Raw genomic sequence first — 22,271 nt, 5'->3', positions numbered from 1 at the left:
AATGGGAGAGTTGATCATGAGACTGAGATTTGGACATGCGGCGTGCGTCGCCGTGCTTATGGCTGCTACCGCCGCGCTCGCACAATCCAAGCCGGTGGCGGGAGAGGTGGCTGAAGGCTCGCTGAAGGGCAAGACGCTGACCTTCGTGTCCTATGGCGGAATCTACCAGGACGGCCAAGTGGCCGCGCTCAAGGAGTTCGTCGACAAATCCGGCGTCAAGCTGCTCAATGACGGCCCGACGGAGATCGCCAAACTGCAGGCGCAGGTCGAGTCCGGCAATGTCACCTGGGACGTCGTCGATACCGACGACCTGCCGCCCTATGTCTATTGCGGCAAGCTGTTCCAGAAGCTCGATCTGACGAAGCTCGACGTCTCGAAAATCCCGGAAGGTCAAGTCGGCGAATGCTCGGTGCCGGCGATGAACTACGGTGTCGTGCTGATGTACAACAAGGAAAAGTACGGGGATAATCCGCCCAAGAGCTGGGCCGACTTCTTCGATACCCAAAAATTCCCAGGCGTGCGTGGGATCGACGGCTCTGGCAGCCCGACCGGCGGTTTGCTGGAACAGGCGTTCAAGGTCGCCGGCGGCGACCCGAAGGCGATGACGGTGGCCGACATCGACAAGGCCATCGATGTGGTCCGCAAGCTCGGCCCCGACACCATTTTCTGGAAGACCGGCGCCGAATCGCAGCAGCTCGCCGAATCCGGCGAGGCCGACATGCTGATGATGTGGACGGGCCGCGCCATGACGGCAGTCAAGAACGGTGCCAAATATGCACCCGCCTGGCAGGACTGGCTGGTGGTGATGGACCAGATGACGATCCCGGTCGGCGTCAAGGATACGGATGCATCCTACGCGTTGCTCAATGCCTATCTCGGCAAGCATGCCCAGGAAATATTGGCGGAGAAGACCTCCTACACGCCGATCAACAACGACGCGCAGCCCAAGGTCGACGCTTCCGTGTCCGCCTACCTGACCAACACGCCTGAACGCCAGAAGCAGGGCTACAAACAGAATTTCAAGTTCTGGGTGCCGAACTTCGCGGTGGCGCAGGAGAAGTGGTCGGCGCTGATGGCCGGCAACTGACCGGCTGACGGGAACACAGACCGTGAGCGCGTCCAAGCCAACCATTCCTGCTGCCGAAAGGCGCCGGGCATGGCGGCCGTACGCGCTCGCGCTGCCGGCGCTGGTCCTGCTCCTGGCGGTGATCGGCTATCCGCTGCTCACCATCATCCTGCGCAGCCTGTCGGAGCCGGAGTGGGGCCTGCAGAACTATATCTGGTTCTTCAGCATGCCCATCAATCTCACCGTGCTCCAGCGGACCTTCGTCATTTCGACGTGGGTCACGCTGGTGTGCATGGTCTCGGCCTATCCCTACGCCTATCTGATGACCGCGGTCGGGCCGCGCGTTCGGCTGGTGCTGATGCTGTGTGTGCTGATCCCGTTTTGGGTGAGCGGCGTGGTGCGCACCCTGTCGTGGGTCATTCTGCTCCAGGATTCAGGGGTCATCAACTCGATCCTGCGGTCGCTCGGGCTCGGCGGCGTCAGGCTGATCCGTACCCAGACGGGCGTGGTCATCGGCATGGCGCAGGTTCTTTTGCCCTTCATGATCCTGCCGCTCTATTCGGTCATGAAAGGCATCGACCTCAGGCTGATGCGCGCCGCGCAAAGTCTTGGCGCCCGACCGTCCCGCGCCTTCTTCACCATCTACCTGCCGCTGTCGCTGCCGGGCGTCTATGCCGGGGCGATCATCGTCTTCATCCTGGCGCTCGGCTTCTACATCACACCGGCTCTGCTCGGCGGTCCGCGCTCCACCATGCTGTCCACCCTGGTGCAGACGCAGGTGCTCAGTCTGCTGCAATGGGGCAGGGGCGGCGCGATGGGCGTGGTGCTGCTGGTCACGACCTTCGTGCTGCTGGCGCTTGCCGCGCCGGTGATGCGATCCCGGTACCGGGAAGCGGAGCGGCGCTGATGGAGATGAAGCCGCTCACGCGCGTCGTCCTGGGTCTTGTCTGCCTGCTGGTGGCCATATGGCTGGTGGCGCCGACGCTGGTCGTGGTGCCGATGTCGTTCAACGAGAACAAGTCGCTGGCGTTTCCGCCGCAGGGCTTCTCCTGGCAGTGGTACCAGAATTTTGTCACCAACCCGGATTGGTCGAACAGCTTCCTGAATTCGCTGAAAGTCGCCTCGATCGTCGCGGTGCTGGCAACGGTGCTCGGCACGCTTGCCGCCTTCGGCCTCGACCGCATGAAAGCGCGGCCGGCAAACCTGCTGCGCATGCTGATGTTGACACCGATGGTCGTGCCCGGCGTGGTGCTGGCCATCGGCATCTATGCTGTCTATCTCGATACGCGGCTTGTCGGCACGCTGCTCGGCTTCGTGCTCGCCCACACCATCCTTGCGCTGCCCTTCGTGCTGACTGCCGTCTCGGCCAATCTCGAAGTGTTCGACAGGCGCCTCGAGACGGCCGCGGCGAGCCTGGGCGCGAACGCGCTCACCACGTTCCGCACGGTGACGCTGCCGTTGATTGCGCCCGGCGTGCTGTCAGGGCTGCTGTTCGCCTTCGCCACCTCCTTCGACGAGATTGTCGTGTCGCTGTTCATCACCAATCCCTATCTCAAGACATTGCCGGTGCAGATCTTCGCTTCCATCACGCGCGATGCCGACCCCACGGTAGCGGCCGTCGGCACGATCCTGTTGTTTGCCACCACGATCCTGATCGGCAGCGGCATGCTTCTTCTTGGCCGTGAGCGGAAAGGACGCCAATGAATCCGGGGCAAGAGAGCAGGGGGAATCCGGGGCAAGAGAGCAGGGGCGCGGCGATCGATCTGAAGTCGATCAGCAAGGCCTATGGCAGCTTCAAGGCGCTGGACGGCGTATCGCTGCACATCAAGGCCGGCGAGTTCATGACGCTGCTCGGGCCGAGCGGCTCCGGCAAGACGACGACGCTCAATGTCGTTGCCGGTTTCACCGAGGCCAGTTCGGGCGCGCTGGAAGTGGGCGGCAAGAGCGTCGTCGGCGTCCCGGCGCACAAGCGCAACATCGGCGTGGTGTTCCAGCATTACGCGCTGTTTCCGCACATGACTGTGAGCCGCAACGTAGCCTATCCGCTCGCCCTGCGCGGTGTAGCCGGAGCCGAGCGCGAACGCCGCGTGCGCCAAGCGCTCGACATGGTCAAGATGGCGGATTTCGGTCACCGCTTTCCCAGCGAACTTTCGGGCGGCCAGCAGCAGCGCGTGGCGCTGGCGCGCGCCATCGTTTTCGATCCGCCGCTGCTGTTGATGGACGAGCCGCTCGGCGCGCTCGACAAGAAGCTGCGCGAATGGCTGCAGCTCGAAATCAAGCGCATCCACCGCGAACTCGGCACCACCTTCGTCTATGTGACGCACGACCAGGAAGAGGCGCTGGTGCTGTCGGACCGCATAGCCGTGTTCAACCGGGGCCGCATCGAACAGATCGGCACCGGGCGCGAGCTGTATGACGAACCGGCGACGCTGTTCGTCGGCAAGTTCATCGGCGATTCCACCGTGCTGCGCGGGGCCGCCGCCACCTCCGGCGGGGAGACGGCGATCGACATTGCGGGCCAGAAGGTCGCGACAGCCAAGCGTCTCGCCAATGGCGGCAGGCCGGTCATGCTGCTGCGGCCCGAAAAGCTGGCGCTTGCCCGCCGTGGTGCCGGCGGCGTTGGCCGCAACCGGCTCACGGGGCGCATAGGCGAAGCGATCTATCTCGGCTCCGGCTCCAAATACGAGGTCGATCTGGCCGACGGCTCCAAAGCCATCGTACGCTCGACCCTGGAAGCAGACAGTTTTGCCATCGGAGACGAGGTCGACGTGCTGTTCGCCGGCGCCGACGTGAAGCTGCTCGCCGACGACGACAAGGCCGACCTGACGCTTACCTGATTTCGGAACGGATTTCAAAAAATGCAAGCCAAGCATAATGGCGACGTGTCGTTCTGGTATGCCGATATCGGCGGCGTTCCCGCTTATCGGCCGCCCTTGCCCGGCGACATCGAGGCCGATGTCTGCGTCGTCGGCGCCGGCTACACCGGCCTGTGGACCGCCTATTATCTGAAGAAGGCACAGCCCACGCTGCGCATCGCCATCGTCGAAAAGGAGTTCGCCGGCTTCGGCGCCTCGGGCCGCAATGGCGGCTGGCTGTCGGGCGGTTTCAGCTGGTCGCGCGAGAAATACGCAAAAACATCGTCGCGCGGCGCCGTGATCGACATGCAACGCGCCATGTTCGGCACGGTCGAAGAGGTGATCGCGGTGACGGAAGCCGAGGGCATCGATGCCGATATCCGCCGTGTCGACAACATCACCGTCGCCACCAACGCCGCGCAATTACAGCGCGCCAAGGCAGAATACGAGGAGCTGCTGGGCTGGGAGATGCCGCCGGAGCGGCTGGCCTTCCTCGACGCGCGGGAGGCGCGCCAGCGCATCGCCATCGACAAGGTGCTGGGCGCCTTCGTCGTGCGCAACGTCGCGCGTGTACAGCCGGCCAAGCTGGTCCAGGGTCTGGCGGCCGCGGTCGCGCGGCTCGGCGTGCCGATCTACGAGCAGACGCAGGTGCTGGCGATCGAGAAGGGCAAGGTCACCACCACCAGAGGCATCGTGCGGGCGCAAAAGATCGTCCGCGCCACCGAAGGCTTCACGGCTGGCATTCCCGGCTATGAGCGTCTCTGGCTGCCGCTGAACAGCGCCATCGTGGTGACCGAGAAGCTGCCGCAAGAACTCTGGGACGCGATCGGCTGGAACGGTTACGAGGTGCTGGGCGATGCCGCGCACACCTATTGCTACGCTCAGCGCACGCGCGAAGGCCGCATCGCCATGGGCGGCCGCGGCGTACCCTATCGCTTCGGCTCGCGCACCGATGTGCGCGGCCGGACCCAGCAGGCAACCATCGGCCAGTTGCACGAGGTGCTGACCAGGCTGTTGCCGCAGACCAAAGGCGTGCGCCTCGACCATGCCTGGTGCGGCACGCTCGGTGTGCCGCGCGACTGGTGCACGACTTCGGGTTTCGATCGTGAGAGCGGCATCGGCTGGGCCGGCGGCTATGTCGGGCTCGGCGTGTCGAGTTCCAACCTGTCGGGCCGCACCTTGCGCGACCTGGTGCTCGGCCACGACACCGAACTGACCCGGCTGCCCTGGGTCAACCGCACGGTCAAGAAATGGGAACCGGAACCGCTGCGCTGGCTCGGCGTGCACACCATGTACCAGCTCTATCGCATCGCCGACCGGCGTGAAGCAAACGGCTTGGGCCGTACCTCACGCCTTGCGGCCTTTGCCGATCGCCTGACCGGACACTGAAACCATTCGAAGACGATGTGTAACGGGTTGCGTCTGGAATTGCGCCGAACCCGTGATGTTACAGGTTTCGATCGATGGAGGTCTCGGATCCGGGCTTGTGGATGAAAGCCGCACCCAGGATGGGACCCGGGAGGCCATCCTTGCCGACCGATTGCAAAAGCACGGCGCAGCCGCCCTTCTTGGTGATCTCGCTCAGCGGCAATTCGTAGCGCTGCGCCTTGCCGTGCCACATGCCGGCGGTCTGGATCCCGGTGACCGCGTTCCAATAGGTCATCTTGCGGCCGGAGTTCTCGCCCTGGCCGATCTTGACCGTCTGCGGTGCGTCGAAATAGACGATGACGACATGGGCGTCGTTCGGGCCGGTGCCGGCATCGCCGGTGTCGATGATCACACGGTCGCCGGCGCGGCTGACCTTGATGGGCACACGCATGCCTTCGCCGGCACGGGCCATGCGGGCAAGCGCGCCGTCGACCTCGGCGCGATTGGCGCCGTTGACATGCATGCGGCCGTTCAGGACGGCCTGCGGCGTATAGACGGAACGGCTGCTGAAATAGCGCATATAGTCATATTGCCGCTCGGTGTTTTCCTTGTGGCTCAGCGTGTCCTTCCAGCCGAGATAATCCCAGTAGTCGACGTGGTAAGCGAGCGCGACAAGGTCTTGCCTGGTGGCGAGTTCGGCGAAGAACGCGTCCGCCGGCGGGCAGGAACTGCAGCCCTGGCTGGTGAACAGTTCGACCACACCAAGCGGCCGGTCGGGCTGGGATTTTTCGGCCTGGACCGTTTCGGGCTCGCTGCCTTGGCCAGCACCGGCAAAAACCGAGAAGGCCAGCGCGAAGGCTGCCAGCCACAATGATCGTCGCGAGGCCATGACCATTCCAATTCCCGCCGGTGATGCCGGCTTTGTTCTGCTTTGCCGAAATATGTGGCAGAACGGGAAGTCAACGGGAAGTCACGTTGCGGTGAAATTTTATCGCTGCAATCGTGAGGTAAGGCCGCAATAGGAGAAGCCACTGCATTTCACGGTGTGGTTCGATCCGGCGGCGGCATCATCCCCATGTGGCAGGTTCTCCTCACCCCCGCCGATCTCTATTGCGAACGCACCGGGCCTGGACTTTGGTCCGGGCCGGTCAATGCTTTGACGAAGCGTGCCTTCATCGCTGCAGGACTGTAGGGGAGTAGGGGAGTAGGTTACCCGTTTCGGGCTTAGTGTCCTTATTCCTACTCCCTTACTCCCTGCTTTCTACGCCGCCAGATCGCGCAGCACGTATTGCAGGATGCCGCCGTTCTTGAAGTAGTCGAGCTCATCCAGCGTATCGATGCGGCAGATGATCGGCACATTCTTTATCGTGCCGCCGCCATAGGTGATCTTGGCGACCATCGTCTGGCGCGGCTTGATGGCGCTCAATCCGTCGATCTCGACCATCTCGTCGCCCTTGAGGTTGAGCGAAGCCCACGAGGTGCCGTCCTCGAAGACGAAGGGGATGACGCCCATGCCGACCAGGTTCGAGCGATGGATACGTTCGAAGGACTGGGCGATGACGGCGCGGACACCCAAGAGGTTGGTGCCCTTGGCCGCCCAGTCGCGCGACGAGCCGTTGCCGTATTCGACGCCGGCGAAGATGACCAGCGGCACGCCTTCCTTCTTGTATTCCATCGCCGCGTCGTAGATCGATTCCTCTTCCTTCGTGGGATAGTGGATGGTGTAGCCGCCCTCGCGGCCGTTCTCGCCCAGCATGTGGTTGCGGATGCGGATGTTGGCGAAGGTGCCGCGCATCATCACCTCATGGTTGCCGCGCCGCGTGCCGTACTGGTTGAAGTCGGCGACGCCGACGCCATGGTCGGTGAGGTATTTGCCGGCCGGCGAGGCCGCCTTGATCGAACCCGCCGGCGAGATGTGGTCGGTGGTGATCTTGTCGCCGAAGAGGCCGAGCACGCGGGCGCCCTTGATGTCGCCGATCTTGCCGAAACCTGATGTCATGCCGGCGAAGTAGGGCGGGTTCTGCACATAGGTCGAATCGTTGTCCCAGGCATAGGTCTGGCCTTCCGGCGCCTTGACGTTCTGCCAGTACTCGTCGCCCTTGAAGACGTCGGCATATTTGCGGGCGAACAGCTCGCGGGTGACGTTCTTCTCGATGAACTCCTGGATCTGGGCCGAGCTCGGCCAGATGTCCTTGAGATAGACCGGATTGCCGTTCCTGTCGTCGCCGAGCGGCTCCATGGTCAGGTCCTTGGTCACGGTGCCGGCCAGCGCGTGCGCCACGACCAGCGGCGGCGACGCCAGGTAATTCGCCTGCACGTCGGGCGAGACGCGGCCCTCGAAGTTGCGGTTGCCGGAGAGCACGGCTGCAGCAATCAAACCTTTGTCGTTGATGGTCCTGGAGATCGGCGCCGGCAGCGGGCCGGAATTGCCGATGCAGGTGGTGCAGCCGAAGCCGACCAGGTTGAAGCCGATCTGGTCGAGCTCCTTCTGCAAGCCCGACTTTTCCAGATATTCCGCCACCACCTGGCTGCCGGGCGCCAGCGAGGTTTTTACCCACGGCTTCTGCTTCAGCCCGAGGCGGTTGGCGTTGCGGGCAAGCAAGCCGGCGCCGATCAGCACGGATGGGTTCGAGGTGTTGGTGCACGAGGTGATGGCGGCGATGACGACGTCGCCATGGCCAAGATCATGGTCGGTGCCCTCGACGGCGTAGCGCTTGGAGATTTCCGCCGCCTTCTTGTATTCGGTCTCCATCGCCTTGGCGAAGCCGGCCGGAATGCCTTCGAGCGCTACGCGGCCTTCCGGACGCTTGGGACCGGCCATCGACGGCACGACGCTGTCCAACTCCAGTTCGAGCAGATCGGTGAAGACCGGGTCGGCGGAGCCGGCCTCGCGCCACATGCCCTGCGCCTTGGAGTAGGCCTCGACCAGGGCGATGCGGTCCTCGCTGCGGCCGGACATTGTGAGGTAGCGGATGGTTTCCGAATCGACCGGGAAGAAACCGCAGGTGGCGCCGTATTCGGGCGCCATGTTGCCGATGGTGGCGCGGTCGGCCAGCGTCATGTTGGACAGACCTGGGCCGAAGAACTCGACGAACTTGCCGACGACACCCTTCTTGCGCAGCATCTGGGTGACGGTGAGCACGAGGTCGGTGGCGGTTACGCCCTCCTTGAGCTTGCCGGTGAGGCGGAAGCCGATGACTTCGGGCAGCAGCATGGAAACCGGCTGGCCGAGCATGGCCGCCTCGGCCTCGATGCCGCCGACGCCCCAGCCGAGCACGCCAAGGCCGTTGATCATGGTTGTGTGCGAATCGGTGCCGACGCAGGTGTCGGGATAGGCTGTCGTTTCGCCGTCCTCGGTGTTGGTCCACACGACCTGGCCGAGATATTCGAGGTTGACCTGGTGGCAGATGCCGGTGCCGGGCGGCACGACGCGGAAGTTGCGGAACGCCTGCTGGCCCCATTTCAGGAACTTGTAGCGCTCTTCGTTGCGCTCATATTCGAGCTCGACGTTGCGGGCGAAAGCCATCGGCGTGCCGAACTCGTCGACGATGACGGAATGGTCGATGACGAGGTCGACCGGCACCAGCGGGTTGATCTTCTGCGGATCACCGCCGAGCGAGGCCATGGCGTCGCGCATGGCGGCAAGATCGACCACGGCCGGAACGCCGGTGAAATCCTGCATCAGCACGCGGGCCGGGCGATAGGCGATCTCGACGCCGGCGGTGCCCTTGTCGGTCAGCCAACCGGCCACCGCCTGGATGCTCTCCTTGGTAACGGAGCGGCCGTCCTCGTTGCGCAGCAGGTTTTCCAGCAGCACCTTCATAGAATAGGGCAGTTGGGCAATGCCGGTGAGGCCGTTCTTCTCGGCCTCGACGAGGTCGAAATAGGCATACTCGGCGTCGCCCGCTTTCAGCGTGCGGCGGCAATTGAAACTGTCGAGGGATTTTGACACGTGCGATCCGTCCTTGTCTGTTCAGCCTGAAAGGGAACGGACGCCGATGGCATGCAATCACGCGCAAAGGTGCGGGTACGGCCATTTCCGCTGTCCGTTCCCAAGCAACCCGAGCCGTTCAAGGCGGCGCGTGCGCTGGTTCGGCGCTAATTCTGTTCCCGCGCCGACCGCTGGCACGGATGACCCGCATATAGAGAATTTTCTGGAATAGTTCTAGACAGTTGCAAAGCAAATTTGTGCGATGCGGCAGCGACCGTGCCGCTTCGTTCGAGAGACAGGTACGGGATGCGGCTGATCGCCGAAAATCTGGGCGGCGAGCGCGGCGGCGCGGCGGTGTTCTCCGGCATCGGGTTTGCGTTGGAGGCCGGGCAGGCGCTGGTCGTCACCGGGCCGAACGGTTCGGGCAAATCGACCTTGCTCAGGGTGGTCGCCGGGCTGCTGCCGAAAGCCGAAGGCCGTGTGCTGCTCGAAGGCGGCGGCGAGGAATTCCCCTCTATCGCCTCCGCCTGCCACTATCTCGGCCATCAGAACGCGATGAAGACGGCGCTGAGCGTGACGGAGAATTTGCGTTTCTGGCGGGAGTTCCATGGCGAAGGCCGGCTCGATGTCGAGGAGGCGCTGGAAACGGTCGGACTGGGCGGCATCGGCCATCTGCCGTTCGGCTATCTCTCGACTGGACAGCGACGACGCGCGGCGATCGCGAAGCTTCTGGTCAGCCATAGGCCACTGTGGCTGCTGGATGAACCGACGGCTGGGCTGGACAAGGCTTCGGAGGAGCGGCTTGCGGGGCTGATGACGGCGCATTGCGCGGATGGCGGTATGGTCGTGGCGGCAACGCATTTGCCGCTGGGATTGGAGGGCGCGAAGGCGTTGGCGATGGGGGAGGCCTTTCCATGACTGCACTTTACGGCGCGACAGAACGCCAGCCTCAGCAAGGGACCACATCGTAATGTGGTCCCTCCTCCTCCGCGACATCCGCCTCTCGATCCGTGCCGGCGGTGGCGCGCTGACCGGCGTCATCTTCTTCCTTGCCGTCATCGCCACCATCCCCTTCGGCGTCGGTCCGGACCTCAAGCTTTTGGCCCGCATCGGTCCGGCGATCCTGTGGATCGGGGCCTTGCTTGCCTGCCTGCTCGGGCTCGACCGGCTGTTCCAGGCCGACCGCGAGGACGGCTCGCTCGATCTGCTGGTGCTCGGCGACGACCGGCGCATGCTGGCGCTGACGGTGCTGGTGAAATGCGTGGCGCACTGGGCGGGCAGCGTCTTGCCGCTGGTGGTCGCCGCACCCCTGCTCGGCCTGTTCATGAACATGGAGCCGTTGGCCATAGGCGCCACGGCGCTGACGCTTCTGGTCGGCACGCCGGCCATCACCTTCATCGGCGCTGTGGGTGCGGCGGTGGCGGTGGCGCTGCCGCGTGGCGGGCTCCTGATCTCGGTGCTGGTGCTGCCGCTGACCATCCCGGTGCTGATCTTCGGCGTTTCGGCAAGCTATGGCGCGACGGCCAATCTGGATCCGTTCCTGCAGCCCTTCCTCATTCTTGCCGCGCTGACCTTGTTTCTTGCGGTGCTGGGCCCGGTGGCCGCGGCGCTTGCATTGCGTCATGGCACGGATTGAGGTGGCCACGAGCGGCAGAGGCTGCGGCGCGGCGGCCGATTGCGCGGGCCGTGGCGCGAGGTTAAGGGAAGGCATGATCGAGCGCAGCGAACGGATCGGGTTGGCGGGCGGCATGCCAAGGAGGCGGCCGGCATGAGCCCGCACGCCCTCTACGTCACCGCCGCCTATGCCATCACCGCAGTGGTGCTGGCCGGACTGATCGGCTGGATTCTCATCGACCAGCGGGCACGCAAGCGCGAACTCGCCGAACTCGAGGCGGCTGGCGTGCGCCGCCGTTCCGACAAGACCGGGGCGGGAAAGCCGTGAGCAGCGAAATCGAAACGCCGCCGCCGGCCCGTCGCCGCCTGCTTGTATTCTTGCCGCTGCTGGTCTTCCTCGGCCTGGCCGGACTGTTCCTGTCGCAGCTCTTGTCTGGACGCGATGTCTCGGAAGTGCCGTCGGCTTTGATCGGTTTGCCGGCACCGCAAACCAACCTGCCGCCCTTGGAGGGCAGCACTCTGCCGGGGCTCGATTCGAAGGCCTTCGCCGGCAAGGTCACGCTGGTCAACGTCTTTGCATCGTGGTGCGCCCCATGCCGGGAAGAGCACCCGGTGCTTCTGGCGTTGGCGCAGGACAAGCGGTTCGTGATGGCGGCGCTGAATTACAAGGACCGGCCGGAAAACGCCCGCCGCTTCCTCGGCGACCTCGGCAATCCGTTCCAGGCGATCGGCGTCGACGAAGCCGGCCGCACGGCGATCGACTGGGGCGTCTATGGCGTGCCGGAAACCTTCGTCATCGGCAAGGATGGCAAAATAGCCTACAAGCATGTCGGCCCGCTGACGGCGGAGTCCGCCAAGGAGCTTCTGTTACCGCAGATCGACAAGGCGCTCGCAGCGCCGAAGTGATGTCGCCTTGCTTCCATGCCGCGCCGTTGACCAAATGACGCAACGGTCCAGAATTGGCGCTTGTTAACGAGCGAAATCCACCGATCATCGCAAACATCTGTTCTGCAGCGTTGCGGTGCTCGAAAGTCGCGGCATGGATCCTTGGGTCTTCGCTCCGCTTCGCGTCGCTACGCCCAAGGATGACGAACGTGACAGGTCGACCGAATACTCAGCCGTAGATCTGCTTGTGGATCTGGTAGAGCATTTCCGAGCGATCGGCGCGCATGTCGGCCAGATCGCGGCTGGAGAAGCTGTCGATTTCGGCGACGAGGCGGTTGTAGTGCTTGCGCTTGGCGATGCTGCTGCGAGCGCGGGTCATGAGATCGTTGAAGATCATAGCAAGGTTCCTTCTGTGCCGCATTCTCGCGGCGGGTTCTTCCTCCCTTGATCGATACGGAACATGACATAGTAATGGTGCATTGCAAAAAGAAGATGTTGCAATGCACCATTGCACGCAGCGCATAGCCGGTTAATGGCGTCCTAAAGGCACGTCCTGTCCGTTTTGTCTTACAAATTGCTGATAGCCCGTCTTGCCAGATCGGTCGCGGGCTGGCTTGATCCGGCGTCACGTGATGCCGGGAGGAAATGCATGGCGGCCGCAGACTATTACGAAATTCTCGATCCGCGTTTCGCGCGCCTGTTCAACGGCAGCGCGCAAGTGGAGAAACTGTTTACCGGCTGCCGCTGGGCGGAAGGGCCAGCCTGGTTCGCCGCCGGCCGCTATGTCGTGTGGTCCGACATTCCGAATAACCGCATGCTGCGCTTTGACGAGACGGACGGCAACGTCAGCGTGTTCCGCCAGCCGTCGGGCAACTCCAACGGCAACACCGTCGACCGGCAGGGCCGGCTGGTCACCTGCGAGCATTCGGGCCGCCGCGTCAGCCGCACCGAGCATGACGGCTCGGTCACCACCGTCGCCGCCAAATGGAAGGGCAAAAGGCTGAACTCGCCCAACGATGCGGTGGTGAAGTCCGACGGCTCGATCTGGTTCACCGACCCGACCTATGGCATCGACACCGACTATGAGGGTGACAAGGCCGACAGCGAGATCGGCGCCTGCCATGTCTACCGTGTCGATCCCGACAGTGGTGAGGTCGAAGCCGTGATCACCGATATGGTCAGGCCGAACGGGCTTGCCTTCTCGCTCGATGAAAGCCTGCTCTATGTCGTCGACACCGGCCGCACGCATGGCGCGCAGAATCCGGCGCATATGCGGGTGTTCAATGTCGGCAAGCACGGCAAGAAGGTTTCGGGCGGCAAGGTGTTCGCCGACTGCACCGCCGGCCTGTTCGATGGCTTTCGGCTCGATGCCGACGGGCGTATCTGGACCAGCGCCTTCGACGGCATCCATTGCTACGATCCGGACGGCACGCTGATCGGCAAGGTCAAGGTGCCGGAGGTGACCGCCAATTGCGTGTTCGGCGGCGCCAAGCTGAACTGCCTCTACATCGCCGGCACCACCTCGCTTTATTCGGTGCGGCTGATGGTGAATGGGGCCAAGACGTACTGATCAGGAATGAAGGGGAGGACGTCATGCCATTCGTCAACATCCGCATCGTCAAGGAAGTGATCGCCGCCGATCCGGCAGGCAAGAAGGCTGACATCGCCAGGAAAGTCACGGCGGCGATCATGGACGCCACCGGACTTGGCAATGACGATATCTGGGTGGTCTTCGAGGAAGTCAACGCCCGCGACTGGTATGTCGGCAAGACCGATGTCGAGACATTGCGGGCGAAGGGCTAGGGCGGCGGAAGAGAGGTCGTCGCTCAACGCGAGCGAATGAAATCCGCGAAGGCAGCCAGCGCGTCGCGCATGGCCAGCACGTTCGCCGGCTCCGCCAGAATGCTCGCCACCTCCGGCGGCTTCTTGCCGAGCAGGGCAATCTCCGGTTCGCCATCATAAAGCGCGAACGACATGGTGCGCATGATCTCGGCCAAAGCCGCGCGGGCATAGAGGGAACGCGGCGAGGCGTGCGCGAGCATGGCCGGCTTGGCAACGGCGGCGTCGCGCGAGACCAGCCAGTCGAGCGCGTTCTTCAGTCCGCCCGGCACGCCATGGGCATATTCGGGGCAGGAGACGATGATGCCGTCGGCGCCGGTGACGGCGTCGATCAGATCGGAAGCATCGCGTGGCGTCCGCTCACCCTCATCGTCGGGGTTGAAGATCGGCAGGCGGCCAAGTCCGTCATAGACGGTGACGCGACAGCCCTCGGGCGCGTTCAACGCCAACGCCGCGACCAGGGCCGAATTGGTGGAGGCCGCCCGCAGGCTGCCTGAGATGGCAAGAAGATTGAGCAAGATGGACAGGTCCGGGCGAATCGTGGCCGAAAACCCTACCACATCGTCTGCTTGTACTCGTCGTCCAGCCAACGGTCGGTCGCCTCGGCCGAATCGGCCAATGCCAGTTGGTCGCGCAGGATCTGGCCGAGCGTCGGCAGCGTCGCGCGGTCGTACCAGCTCTCCGGCTTCCACAAATCGGAGCGCATGAAGGCCTTGGCGCAATGCATGTAGGCGGCCTTGACGGCGACCACGATAACGCTTTGCGGCGTCTTGCCGTCGACCGCGAGGCGCCCGCGCAAAGTGGCATCCACGGTGATACGGGCTTCGCCGTTGACGCGCAGCGTCTCGTTCATGCCCGGTATGAGGAAGAGCAGCCCGACCGAGGGATTGCGCAGGATGTTCTCCAGCGTATCCAGCCGGTTGTTGCCGGGCCGGTCGGGGATGGCGATCGTCTTCTCGTCGAGAATGGCGGCGAAGCCGGGCTTGTCGCCTTTCGGGGTGACGTCGGCATTGCCTTCGCCATCGGACGACCCGATCAGCACGAACGGGCTCTTGCCGATGAAGGAGCGGCAATGGCCGTCGAGCGCCTTCAGTTCCTTGCGGATCGAGCCATCGGTCGGGCGCGGGGTCTTGTAGATCGTCCGCAGCTCTTCCCGGGTGGTGACGAATTCCATGGCTCTCCCCTTTAGTCCCTGCCTTATTTGCCGGCTTTCTCTTCCCCGCCGGCCTTGTCGTCGAGCGAATGGCGCAGGATCAGCGGCATCTGGCTGAAGGTGAACAGAAGCGTGATCGGCATGATGCCCCAGACCTTGAAGGTAACCCAGGCGTCGGTGGAAAAATTGCGCCAGACAACTTCGTTGACGATGGCCAGAAACAGGAAGAACAGGCCCCAGCGGAAGGTGAGCTTCCGCCAGCCTTCGGCATCGAGTTTGAAGGCGGACTCGAAGACATAGCCGAGCAGCGAGCGGCCGAAGTACAGGCCGCCGAGAAGCACGCCGCCGAACAGCGTGTTGACGATGGTCGGCTTCATCTTGATGAAGATGTCGTCCTGCAGATAGAGCGTCAGCGCGCCGAAGATGAAGACGACCACGCCCGACACCATAGGCATGATCGGCAAGGTGCGGGTGAGCAGCCATGAGGCGATCAACGCGATCGCGGTCGCGGCCATGAACAGGCCGGTGGCGACAAAGATCGGGCCACCGAATTCAGCCAAAACGGGTAATTTCTGCGTCAGCCACTCGCCGCGCGCATTGGCGAAGAAGAACACCATCAAGGGCCCGAGCTCCAGCACCAGCTTGAGCACGGGATTGACGCCTTCCTTCTTCTCTTTCTGCGGGTCGGACGGATCGCGTTCGAGAATGGGTGGGTTCATGGTATCCTTCTAACGCACGATCCAATCCGGAAGCCTCACTTCCGGCATCGTGCTTGTTCAAGCCACTCCAGCGATCGCCCTGGCGAATTCGCTTGCCGAGAAAGGTTCGAGGTCGTCGACCTGTTCGCCGACGCCGATGAAATAGACCGGCAATCTGTGCTTTGCCGCGATCGCCACCAGAATACCGCCGCGCGCCGTGCCGTCCAGCTTGGTCATCACCAGGCCGTTGACGCCGGCGACATTGCGGAAGATCTCAACCTGGTTGAGCGCGTTCTGGCCGGTGGTGGCGTCGACCGTCTGCAGCACCGTGTGCGGCGCATCCGGATCGAGCTTGCCCAGCACGCGGACGATCTTTTCCAGCTCCGCCATCAGTTCGGTCTTGTTCTGCAGCCGGCCGGCGGTGTCGATGATCAGCACGTCCGAACCTGCCTCCTTAGCCCTCTCGAAGGCATCGTAGGCGAGACCGGCGGCATCGGCGCCGAGCTTGGAGGCAATGACGGGCGATTTCGTGCGTTCGCCCCAGATCTTTAGCTGTTCGATGGCGGCGGCGCGAAAGGTGTCGCCGGCGGCCAGCATCACCGACAGGCCGCCATCGGTCAGCTTGGCGGCGAGCTTGCCGATCGTCGTGGTCTTGCCGGTGCCGTTGACGCCGACGACCAGGATGACATGCGGCTTGTGCGAAAGGTCGAGCTCGAGCGGTTTCGCGACCGGGGCGAGCACCTTCTCCACCTCGGCCGCCATGACCGCGCGCACCTCTGTATCGGAGACGTCCTTGCCGTAGCGGCTGGAGGCCAGTGAATCGGTGACGCGCAGCGCCGTTTCCACGCCAAGATCGGCGCGGATCAGCACGTCCTCCAGGTCCTGCAGCGTCTCCTCGTCCAGTTTGCGCTTGGTGAAGACGCCGGCAATGTTGCCGGTCAGCTCGCGCGAGGACCGGGCAAGCCCGTCCCGCATGCGCTGAAACCAGGATCGCCTCGGCGCCGGCTCGGGCGCCTTCTGCGGCTCGGCCTTCTGCTCGACCTTCCTGGCAACCGTCACCTTGCCGGGCGCGGGTTTTGCCTCCGCGGCGAGTTGCGGAACCGATTGAGGCTCGGGCGCGATCTCGGCGATGACCGGTTGTGTTTCGACCGGCGCCGGCTGGCGGATGGGTGGCGCGATTTCCGCTGGTGGAATGCCTGGCTCGGTTTCGGCCGCTGGCGGCGGAAGAACCTCCTCCTTCTCTTCGTCACCATACGGGGACAAGGTGCCGGCAGGCGGATGAGGGGCAGCGCCGGCCTCTGAAGCTGGCTGCTCGACGCCGGCCGACGGAGGCACTTCAACCGGCGCCGCCGGTGGCACCTCGACCGGTGCGGGCACCTCGGCCGGCACTTCGACGGGCGGCGTCGGCACTTCGACGGGCGCGGGTTCCGGTTGCCTCTCGGGACGCGAAGGAACGATCTCCGGCTCGGATGGCGCGGGCGGGGGCACCTCTTGCGGCCGCGGTTCGGGCGTTGGCTCCGGAACGGCGGGCCGCGCCGGAATTTCCTCGGGCGCAGGCGGCTCGGCAGGGGTTTCCGGAGCAGGCTTTGGCACTTCCGCGGGCTTGGGTTCAGGTAAAGGCTCCGGGGTCGACGGAACGATCGGCTCCGGTGCGGGCGGAATGATCGGGGCAGGCTCCGGTGTTGGTTCCTCGGCGGGCGCTGGCCTTACCTCCTCATCCTCCTCAAGGGGAGGACGGGGCGCGGCCGCCGGCGCGGCTTCCGCCGCAGGCTCCTCGCGCTTCAAAAACTCCGGCAGGGCCTGCTCGGCCGCCGGCTTCAGCGCGTCGAGCTGGTCCCAATTGATCGGCGGCAGCGGGGCGGTCTCGTCGATGCGCTCCTCGACGACCTCCTTCTTGCCGAACGAAAATATCTTCTTGAAAAAACCAGCCATGCTTTTGCGTTCTCAGGCGGCGTGGGCGGCAAGCGGCGTCGCCATCAGCCGAGCGCCATCGTGGCCGGTTATATCAGCTTCGACGATCTCTCCCGGCGCGCTGGTGCCGAGTGCGGCAAGCGTGAACCCTTCGGTGCGGCCAAGACCGTCGCGCTCGATCAGGATCGACTGGCGGCTGCCGGCAAGCGAAGACAGGTGCCTGACATAGGCCGCTTCGCCGGCGGCGCGCAGCCGCGCGGCGCGCTGCTTGACCAGCTCGCGGCGAACTTGCGGCATGCGCGCGGCGGGTGTGCCTTCGCGCGGTGAAAACGGAAAGACGTGGAGATGGGTCAGGCCGCATTCCTCGACGATCTCCAGCGAATTCTCGAACATGGCGTCGGTCTCGGTCGGGAAGCCCGCGATGATGTCGGCGCCGAAAACAATACCCGGACGCAGCTTGCGCACATCCTCGCAAAAGCGGATTGACTGATCGCGCAGATGCCGGCGCTTCATGCGCTTCAGGATCATGTCGTCACCCGACTGCAGCGACAGATGCAGATGCGGCATCAGCCGCGGCTCGGTGGCAATGGCGTCGAGCAAGTCCTCGTCGGCCTCGATCGAATCGATGGAGGACAGCCTGAGCCGCCTCACGTCGGGGACCTGCCTGAGGATGGTCTTCACAAGCTTGCCGAGCTTCGGCGCACCCGGCAAGTCGGCTCCGAAAGACGTCATGTCGACGCCGGTCAGCACGATCTCGGCATAACCGTTGCCCGCCAGCCGCTTGACCTGCTCGACCACGGCGCCCATCGGCACCGAGCGCGAATTGCCGCGGCCATAGGGGATGATGCAGAAGGTGCAGCGATGGTCGCAGCCGTTCTGCACCTGCACGAAGGCACGTGCCCGGCCCTCGATGGCGTCGACCATGTGGCCGGCGGTCTCGCGCACCGAGAAGATGTCGTTGACGCGCGCCTTCTCGGTGTCGTTGACGCCGAAATCCGGCAGCGCGCGATAGGAATTCGCCTTGAGCTTCTCCTCATTGCCAAGCACGAGATCGACCTCGTCCATGGCGGCGAATTTTTCGGGCTCGGTCTGCGCGGCGCAGCCGGTGACGATGATGCGCGCGGCCGGGTTGTCGCGGCGCGCCTTGCGGATCGCCTGCCTGGCCTGGCGCACCGCTTCGCCGGTGACTGCGCAGGTGTTGAAGATCACGGCGCCACCTGCCAGCGCGGCGAGGCCCGCAGTTTCGGCCTCGCTCCGCATCACTTCGGACTCATAGGTGTTGAGCCGGCAGCCGAAGGTCACCACGTCGATGCGGCCGGGCTGCTTCGCCACGTCGACGTCTTTGGCAAGAGCGGACATCAGGCCGCGCTTTCGGTATCGCGGGCCCATTGTCCGGTCGACGGATCGAAGCTGCCGGAAAATTCCCATTCGGCCGCGCCGGTCAGGATGACGTGGTCGTCATCGCGCCACTCGACATGCAGCGTGCCGCCGCCGGGGGTCAAAAGGTTGACGCTGCGGCCGGTGCGCCTGGTGCGGGCCGCTGCAACGACAGCCGCGCAGGAGGCGGTGCCGCAAGCCTTGGTCAGGCCGGCGCCGCGCTCCCAGGTGCGGATGATCATGCTGTCGGGTGAGGTCACCTGCGCGATGGTTATGTTGGCGCGCTCGGGAAAGATCGGATGGTTTTCGAGCAGCGGGCCGAAACGGTCGAGTTCATAAGTCCAGACGTCGGCGTCGACCCAGAAGATGGCGTGCGGATTGCCCATCGAGACGGCGGAGGGCGAATGCAGCACCGGCGCGTCGATCGGGCCAACCTGCAATTCGATCATGCGCGTATCGCGGAACTCCTCGGCCAGCGGAATATCCCGCCAGCCGAAGCGCGGCGTGCCCATGTCGACCGAGATCGAGCCGTCGGCATGTTCGCGGGCATTGAGGACGCCGGCCACGGTCTCGAAGGTGAAGGTCTTCTCGCCGGTCTCGGCGGCCAGTGCCTGGACGACGCAGCGCATGCCGTTGCCGCAAGCCTGCGCGCCGGACCCGTCTGAATTCAGGATGTCGACGAAATAGGCGGTGCCCGGCGTCCTGGCGTCATGGATCGCCATGATTTGGTCGAACCGCGTCGCCGCGTCGCCATTGAGCGTGATGGCAGCCGCGGCCGTCACCCGATCCGCACGGCCGCGCATGTCGGCAACGATGATCTCGTTGCCGATGCCGTTCATCTTGGCGAAAGGGGCCGTGCCTGCCATTGCTCCGAAAATTCCATGTCCGTTCGGCGCTATATGGCGGAAACGGGCAGGAATTACCAGTGCGCAGCCGCGTTCACGGCGAAGGCGCCGGACCGACATCACGGCGAAGGCGGACTTACGTCACCGCGAAGACCCCGAACAAGATCAACAGGAAGATGATGAGCACGATGCCGATGAGAATACGCGCGCCGGTGGCGGCGGCGCCGGCCAGCGCCGGCATGCCGAGCAGGCTCGCCGCGGCGGCGATGATCAGGAGAATGATGATCCATCTAAGCATGGGAACGCCTCGCAAGCCGAACACATTGAAACCGGTTGAAAAACGCGGTTGTCGAGCTTGGGTTCCCGAGGCTATCAAATCCGGGGCACTTCCCAGACTTCGCCGGGCCGCAAGGCACGGAAATGCTCTCGCGGCAGGCCTTCGGCGTCCAGCGCTTCGACCAGTTTCCGGACCGGCTCGTCGAACGGCTCGTCGGTGAGCTGGAAGGTGCCCCAATGGCAGCCGGCGGCGAAGGCGGCGTTGCACAACAACATGCCCTGGACGGCTTCCTCGGGGTTCTGGTGCTGCGGCGCCATGAACCAGCGTGGCTCGTAGGCACCGATCGGCAGGATGGCGAAACGGAACCCGCCATGTTTTTCCGCCATCAGCCGGTAGTTGATGCCATCGTGGAAGCCGGTATCGCCGGCAAAATAGATCTTTCCGCCCGGCGTCTCGATGACGAAGCCGGCCCACAACGCCATGCGCCGGTCGCGCGCCCCGCGCGCCGACCAGTGATGCGCGGGCTCGACGTGGATGGCGGTGCCTTCGCCGGCATCGACCCTGTCGCCCCAGTCATGCGCGGAAAGCCGCATGCCGGGCACGGCGGCGGCGATGATGGCATCGTTGCCGAGCGGCGTCACCACCAGCGGATCGTGCGTCTCCTTCAACTGCCTCAGCGTGGCAAGGTCGAGATGGTCGTAATGGTTGTGGCTGACCAGCACGAGGTCGATCGCCGGCAGATCGCCAAAAGCGATACCCGGCGGATTGACGCGTCTGGGTCCCACAAAGGAGAACGGCGAGGTGCGTCGCGACCAGACCGGATCGGTGAGGATGTTCAGCCCGGCGGTCTGGATCAGCAAGGTGGCATGGCCGACCATGGTCACGGTCAGATCGGCCCCTTGAACCGTCGCGACCGGCTTTGCCTGCGCAAAGGGGCTCGGGCTGGCGGCCGGCCATTTCGCGCGTTGGCCGCTGAACTGCCATTTCAACAGGTCCCTGAAGGGGCCGGGCATCCGGCCGCCGGGATTGAAGAACAGGGTGCCGTCGAAGTGATCGCTGGGCGGGCCGCTGTAGTAGCGGTTGGCGGCTTTCTGTCTCGCGGCCAAGGTCTGCGCTCCAGCGGGTTTGGGTGAACTCTTTTTTCACGCACTCCCTGGGGAAAGCGCCACGCATTCTTCCGGGAAAACCGCTTTTCCTGGAACTGCTCACATCTAGAGATAAGCCCCGCCGCGGCTGGCGCAAGCGTTTGCCGGCCGAAGGCCAAGGGCGGCGAAGCGGTCTCGGCTAGGATCAGATCAGGAGGAAGACGCCATGGCGATGAAGCGGACCAAGATGCCCTGGATGAAAGCCGAGGATTTCGGCCGTTCGCTGCCGCGCGGCATCGGCGTCAATCTGCTGGTATCGGACATGGCGGCGATGGAAGCCTTCTGCCGCGACGTGCTTGGTGCCCGCATCGTCTATGCTGACGAGGATTTCGCCGCGATCGAGCTTCTGGGGTCGGTGTTCATGCTGCATGCCGACCATTCCTATCTCGACAATCCGATGACGGGCTCCATCACGGGCGCCGAGACGCGCGGCGCCGGCATCGAACTGCGCCTTTATGGCGTCGATCCCGACGCGGTCGAGGCGGCGGCGCTGGACCATGGCCACATCGTGCTGGCCGGCGCGATCGACAAACCGCATGGTCTGCGCGAGTGCTATATCGTTGGACCGGACGGATATGTGTTCGTGCCGAGCGCGCCGCTCGCCGGATGAGTGCGATAAATTTGCAACAATTCGTTCCGCAAACCCTATTTTAACCATATCGGGTTGAAATTTCGCCACCTTCTCCATCTTGGTGGAGGTGAGATTGCGCGGACGGCGTCCCCCAGCCGAATCCGACGGAGGTTGTAATGAATTTTTCGAAAGGCGGCCTGGTGGCCGTATCCCTGGCGGCACTCGTTGCGAGCGGCTGCTCAACCTCACGCTTCTCGTCGATGGACGACCAGCAACCTGCACCGTTGCAGCCGGCGCCTGCCGGCCAGGTGAGCTCGAATCAGCTGCCGCCGCCGGCCTCGCCCGGCACCACCGACCCGTCGCAATTCCCGACCGCGCCGGCGAACACGCAGGTTGCCTCGCTGCCGCCGGATGGTGCGGCGCCGGCAGGCGCCGCGGATCTCAACGCGGCAAGCGTCGCCGGTGTCTGGAACGTCAGCGTCTCCGGCCAGAGCTGCAAGGTGGCGACGCCGCAGACCAAGTTCGGCGCCGGCTTCCGCGCCGGACCGCTGCATTGCCCGGCGCCGATCGATGGCATCAAGTCGTGGAACGTCGCCGGCAAGCAGCTGACGCTTTATGACGAGAACGGCGGCTCGCTGGCGCGGCTCTATTCGTCGGGCGGTTCGAAATTCGACGGCCAGACTTCCAATGGGCAGCCGATCTCGCTTACAAGATAGGCTAGGGTATGCTGATATTC

24 protein-coding genes and 1 pseudogene are annotated in these 22,271 nt (G+C 64.3%); 14 read left to right on the top strand and 11 right to left on the bottom strand.

The features are described from left to right. The first annotated feature begins 16 nt into the window (after positions 1–16). Genes O7A60_RS19705 through O7A60_RS19685 form a run of 5 tightly spaced genes read left to right on the top strand, consistent with a single transcriptional unit; the run spans position 17 to position 5,310 of the window. Positions 17–1,087 (top strand): extracellular solute-binding protein, encoded by a 1,071-nt coding sequence (locus O7A60_RS19705; RefSeq protein ID WP_027146196.1) that lies wholly within the window; start codon positions 17–19, stop codon positions 1,085–1,087. 22 nt (positions 1,088–1,109) lie between these two features. Then, a complete protein-coding gene (locus tag O7A60_RS19700; RefSeq protein WP_337107657.1) occupies positions 1,110–1,973 on the top strand; it encodes an ABC transporter permease in 864 nt (287 codons plus the stop codon). Further along, positions 1,973–2,770: an ABC transporter permease gene (locus O7A60_RS19695; RefSeq protein WP_337107656.1), complete on the top strand. Its 798-nt coding sequence runs from the start codon at positions 1,973–1,975 to the stop codon at positions 2,768–2,770. Before O7A60_RS19700 ends, O7A60_RS19695 begins: the two co-directional genes overlap by 1 nt. After that, positions 2,767–3,903 carry an ABC transporter ATP-binding protein gene (locus O7A60_RS19690; RefSeq protein WP_337107655.1) on the top strand — a complete coding sequence of 379 codons (1,137 nt, stop codon included), beginning with the start codon at positions 2,767–2,769 and terminating at the stop codon, positions 3,901–3,903. Before O7A60_RS19695 ends, O7A60_RS19690 begins: the two co-directional genes overlap by 4 nt. Before the next feature lie 21 nt (positions 3,904–3,924). Then, complete coding sequence (locus O7A60_RS19685) at positions 3,925–5,310, top strand: NAD(P)/FAD-dependent oxidoreductase (RefSeq protein WP_337107654.1); 1,386 nt, start codon at positions 3,925–3,927, stop codon at positions 5,308–5,310. Positions 5,311–5,368: 58 nt separating this feature from the next. Here the strand turns inward: O7A60_RS19685 and O7A60_RS19680 are convergent, their stop codons facing one another. After that, positions 5,369–6,184 (bottom strand): DUF1223 domain-containing protein, encoded by an 816-nt coding sequence (locus O7A60_RS19680; RefSeq protein WP_337107653.1) that lies wholly within the window; start codon positions 6,182–6,184, stop codon positions 5,369–5,371. Positions 6,185–6,364: 180 nt separating this feature from the next. On the opposite strand from O7A60_RS19680, the pseudogene O7A60_RS32150 reads away from it, so the two are divergent. Continuing rightward, positions 6,365–6,478: pseudogene (locus O7A60_RS32150) on the top strand (ceramidase domain-containing protein); the annotation flags it as partial. 72 nt (positions 6,479–6,550) lie between these two features. Here O7A60_RS32150 and acnA read toward each other — a convergent pair. Beyond that, positions 6,551–9,241 carry an aconitate hydratase AcnA gene (gene acnA, locus O7A60_RS19675; RefSeq protein ID WP_337107652.1) on the bottom strand — a complete coding sequence of 897 codons (2,691 nt, stop codon included), beginning with the start codon at positions 9,239–9,241 and terminating at the stop codon, positions 6,551–6,553. 285 nt (positions 9,242–9,526) lie between these two features. On the opposite strand from acnA, the gene ccmA reads away from it, so the two are divergent. The 4 genes from ccmA to O7A60_RS19655 all read left to right on the top strand — a co-directional run bounded on the left by ccmA (position 9,527) and on the right by O7A60_RS19655 (position 11,740). After that, positions 9,527–10,138: a heme ABC exporter ATP-binding protein CcmA gene (gene ccmA, locus O7A60_RS19670; RefSeq protein WP_337107651.1), complete on the top strand. Its 612-nt coding sequence runs from the start codon at positions 9,527–9,529 to the stop codon at positions 10,136–10,138. Between the two features lie 52 nt (positions 10,139–10,190). After that, positions 10,191–10,856, top strand: coding sequence for a heme exporter protein CcmB (gene ccmB / locus O7A60_RS19665; RefSeq protein WP_337107650.1), 666 nt, complete (start codon positions 10,191–10,193; stop codon positions 10,854–10,856). 132 nt (positions 10,857–10,988) lie between these two features. Then, positions 10,989–11,162 carry a heme exporter protein CcmD gene (gene ccmD / locus O7A60_RS19660; protein WP_140510363.1) on the top strand — a complete coding sequence of 58 codons (174 nt, stop codon included), beginning with the start codon at positions 10,989–10,991 and terminating at the stop codon, positions 11,160–11,162. Next, on the top strand, positions 11,159–11,740 hold the full coding sequence (locus tag O7A60_RS19655) for a DsbE family thiol:disulfide interchange protein (protein ID WP_337107649.1): 582 nt from the start codon (positions 11,159–11,161) through the stop codon (positions 11,738–11,740). Before ccmD ends, O7A60_RS19655 begins: the two co-directional genes overlap by 4 nt. Before the next feature lie 208 nt (positions 11,741–11,948). Here the strand turns inward: O7A60_RS19655 and O7A60_RS19650 are convergent, their stop codons facing one another. Further along, positions 11,949–12,116, bottom strand: a complete 168-nt coding sequence (locus O7A60_RS19650) for a hypothetical protein (protein ID WP_023774506.1) — start codon at positions 12,114–12,116, stop codon at positions 11,949–11,951. 252 nt (positions 12,117–12,368) lie between these two features. On the opposite strand from O7A60_RS19650, the gene O7A60_RS19645 reads away from it, so the two are divergent. After that, complete coding sequence (locus tag O7A60_RS19645) at positions 12,369–13,289, top strand: SMP-30/gluconolactonase/LRE family protein (RefSeq protein WP_337107648.1); 921 nt, start codon at positions 12,369–12,371, stop codon at positions 13,287–13,289. Positions 13,290–13,312: 23 nt separating this feature from the next. Next, positions 13,313–13,522 (top strand): tautomerase family protein, encoded by a 210-nt coding sequence (locus tag O7A60_RS19640; protein ID WP_027145571.1) that lies wholly within the window; start codon positions 13,313–13,315, stop codon positions 13,520–13,522. A gap of 23 nt (positions 13,523–13,545) precedes the next feature. Here the strand turns inward: O7A60_RS19640 and O7A60_RS19635 are convergent, their stop codons facing one another. The 8 genes from O7A60_RS19635 to O7A60_RS19600 all read right to left on the bottom strand — a co-directional run bounded on the left by O7A60_RS19635 (position 13,546) and on the right by O7A60_RS19600 (position 20,925). Further along, positions 13,546–14,076 (bottom strand): NADPH-dependent FMN reductase, encoded by a 531-nt coding sequence (locus tag O7A60_RS19635; protein ID WP_337107647.1) that lies wholly within the window; start codon positions 14,074–14,076, stop codon positions 13,546–13,548. 35 nt (positions 14,077–14,111) lie between these two features. Continuing rightward, positions 14,112–14,732 (bottom strand): pyridoxamine 5'-phosphate oxidase family protein, encoded by a 621-nt coding sequence (locus tag O7A60_RS19630; protein WP_337107646.1) that lies wholly within the window; start codon positions 14,730–14,732, stop codon positions 14,112–14,114. A 23-nt stretch (positions 14,733–14,755) separates the two neighbouring features. Continuing rightward, positions 14,756–15,430 (bottom strand): septation protein A, encoded by a 675-nt coding sequence (locus O7A60_RS19625; protein ID WP_337107645.1) that lies wholly within the window; start codon positions 15,428–15,430, stop codon positions 14,756–14,758. A 57-nt stretch (positions 15,431–15,487) separates the two neighbouring features. Then, positions 15,488–17,341 carry a signal recognition particle-docking protein FtsY gene (gene ftsY, locus O7A60_RS19620; protein WP_337107644.1) on the bottom strand — a complete coding sequence of 618 codons (1,854 nt, stop codon included), beginning with the start codon at positions 17,339–17,341 and terminating at the stop codon, positions 15,488–15,490. Between the two features lie 12 nt (positions 17,342–17,353). Then, the gene (mtaB, locus tag O7A60_RS19615; protein WP_337107643.1) at positions 17,354–18,679 is read right to left on the bottom strand and encodes a tRNA (N(6)-L-threonylcarbamoyladenosine(37)-C(2))-methylthiotransferase MtaB; all 1,326 of its coding nucleotides are present in this window, start codon (positions 18,677–18,679) and stop codon (positions 17,354–17,356) included. Continuing rightward, positions 18,679–19,563, bottom strand: a complete 885-nt coding sequence (dapF, locus tag O7A60_RS19610) for a diaminopimelate epimerase (RefSeq protein WP_337107642.1) — start codon at positions 19,561–19,563, stop codon at positions 18,679–18,681. Before dapF ends, mtaB begins: the two co-directional genes overlap by 1 nt. Positions 19,564–19,678: 115 nt before the next feature. Continuing rightward, complete coding sequence (locus tag O7A60_RS19605; protein WP_013892243.1) at positions 19,679–19,840, bottom strand: DUF1328 family protein; 162 nt, start codon at positions 19,838–19,840, stop codon at positions 19,679–19,681. A 74-nt stretch (positions 19,841–19,914) separates the two neighbouring features. Beyond that, positions 19,915–20,925 (bottom strand): MBL fold metallo-hydrolase, encoded by a 1,011-nt coding sequence (locus O7A60_RS19600; protein ID WP_337107641.1) that lies wholly within the window; start codon positions 20,923–20,925, stop codon positions 19,915–19,917. A gap of 205 nt (positions 20,926–21,130) precedes the next feature. On the opposite strand from O7A60_RS19600, the gene O7A60_RS19595 reads away from it, so the two are divergent. Together O7A60_RS19595 and O7A60_RS19590 are read left to right on the top strand one after the other, a co-directional pair. Next, the gene (locus tag O7A60_RS19595) at positions 21,131–21,574 is read left to right on the top strand and encodes a VOC family protein (RefSeq protein ID WP_337107640.1); all 444 of its coding nucleotides are present in this window, start codon (positions 21,131–21,133) and stop codon (positions 21,572–21,574) included. Positions 21,575–21,711: 137 nt separating this feature from the next. Beyond that, positions 21,712–22,251 carry a protease inhibitor Inh/omp19 family protein gene (locus O7A60_RS19590; protein ID WP_140510339.1) on the top strand — a complete coding sequence of 180 codons (540 nt, stop codon included), beginning with the start codon at positions 21,712–21,714 and terminating at the stop codon, positions 22,249–22,251. The last annotated feature ends 20 nt before the right edge of the window (positions 22,252–22,271 follow it).

The organism is Mesorhizobium salmacidum (SeqCode) (assembly GCF_037179605.1).
Taxonomy (GTDB): Bacteria; Pseudomonadota; Alphaproteobacteria; order Rhizobiales; family Rhizobiaceae; genus Mesorhizobium; species Mesorhizobium salmacidum.
This window is presented reverse-complemented; position numbering and strand designations above follow the sequence as displayed.

Coding starts and splice junctions, on each gene's coding strand:
- O7A60_RS19705 (WP_027146196.1), top strand. CDS start 17: ATGAGACTGAGATTTGGACATGCGGCGTGCGTCGCCGTGCTTATGGCT.
- O7A60_RS19695 (WP_337107656.1), top strand. CDS start 1,973: ATGGAGATGAAGCCGCTCACGCGCGTCGTCCTGGGTCTTGTCTGCCTG.
- O7A60_RS19690 (WP_337107655.1), top strand. CDS start 2,767: ATGAATCCGGGGCAAGAGAGCAGGGGGAATCCGGGGCAAGAGAGCAGG.
- O7A60_RS19685 (WP_337107654.1), top strand. CDS start 3,925: ATGCAAGCCAAGCATAATGGCGACGTGTCGTTCTGGTATGCCGATATC.
- O7A60_RS19680 (WP_337107653.1), bottom strand. CDS start 6,184: ATGGTCATGGCCTCGCGACGATCATTGTGGCTGGCAGCCTTCGCGCTG.
- ccmA (WP_337107651.1), top strand. CDS start 9,527: ATGCGGCTGATCGCCGAAAATCTGGGCGGCGAGCGCGGCGGCGCGGCG.
- ccmB (WP_337107650.1), top strand. CDS start 10,191: ATGTGGTCCCTCCTCCTCCGCGACATCCGCCTCTCGATCCGTGCCGGC.
- ccmD (WP_140510363.1), top strand. CDS start 10,989: ATGAGCCCGCACGCCCTCTACGTCACCGCCGCCTATGCCATCACCGCA.
- O7A60_RS19650 (WP_023774506.1), bottom strand. CDS start 12,116: ATGATCTTCAACGATCTCATGACCCGCGCTCGCAGCAGCATCGCCAAG.
- O7A60_RS19645 (WP_337107648.1), top strand. CDS start 12,369: ATGGCGGCCGCAGACTATTACGAAATTCTCGATCCGCGTTTCGCGCGC.
- O7A60_RS19640 (WP_027145571.1), top strand. CDS start 13,313: ATGCCATTCGTCAACATCCGCATCGTCAAGGAAGTGATCGCCGCCGAT.
- O7A60_RS19630 (WP_337107646.1), bottom strand. CDS start 14,732: ATGGAATTCGTCACCACCCGGGAAGAGCTGCGGACGATCTACAAGACC.
- O7A60_RS19625 (WP_337107645.1), bottom strand. CDS start 15,430: ATGAACCCACCCATTCTCGAACGCGATCCGTCCGACCCGCAGAAAGAG.
- ftsY (WP_337107644.1), bottom strand. CDS start 17,341: ATGGCTGGTTTTTTCAAGAAGATATTTTCGTTCGGCAAGAAGGAGGTC.
- mtaB (WP_337107643.1), bottom strand. CDS start 18,679: ATGTCCGCTCTTGCCAAAGACGTCGACGTGGCGAAGCAGCCCGGCCGC.
- dapF (WP_337107642.1), bottom strand. CDS start 19,563: ATGGCAGGCACGGCCCCTTTCGCCAAGATGAACGGCATCGGCAACGAG.
- O7A60_RS19605 (WP_013892243.1), bottom strand. CDS start 19,840: ATGCTTAGATGGATCATCATTCTCCTGATCATCGCCGCCGCGGCGAGC.
- O7A60_RS19595 (WP_337107640.1), top strand. CDS start 21,131: ATGGCGATGAAGCGGACCAAGATGCCCTGGATGAAAGCCGAGGATTTC.
- O7A60_RS19590 (WP_140510339.1), top strand. CDS start 21,712: ATGAATTTTTCGAAAGGCGGCCTGGTGGCCGTATCCCTGGCGGCACTC.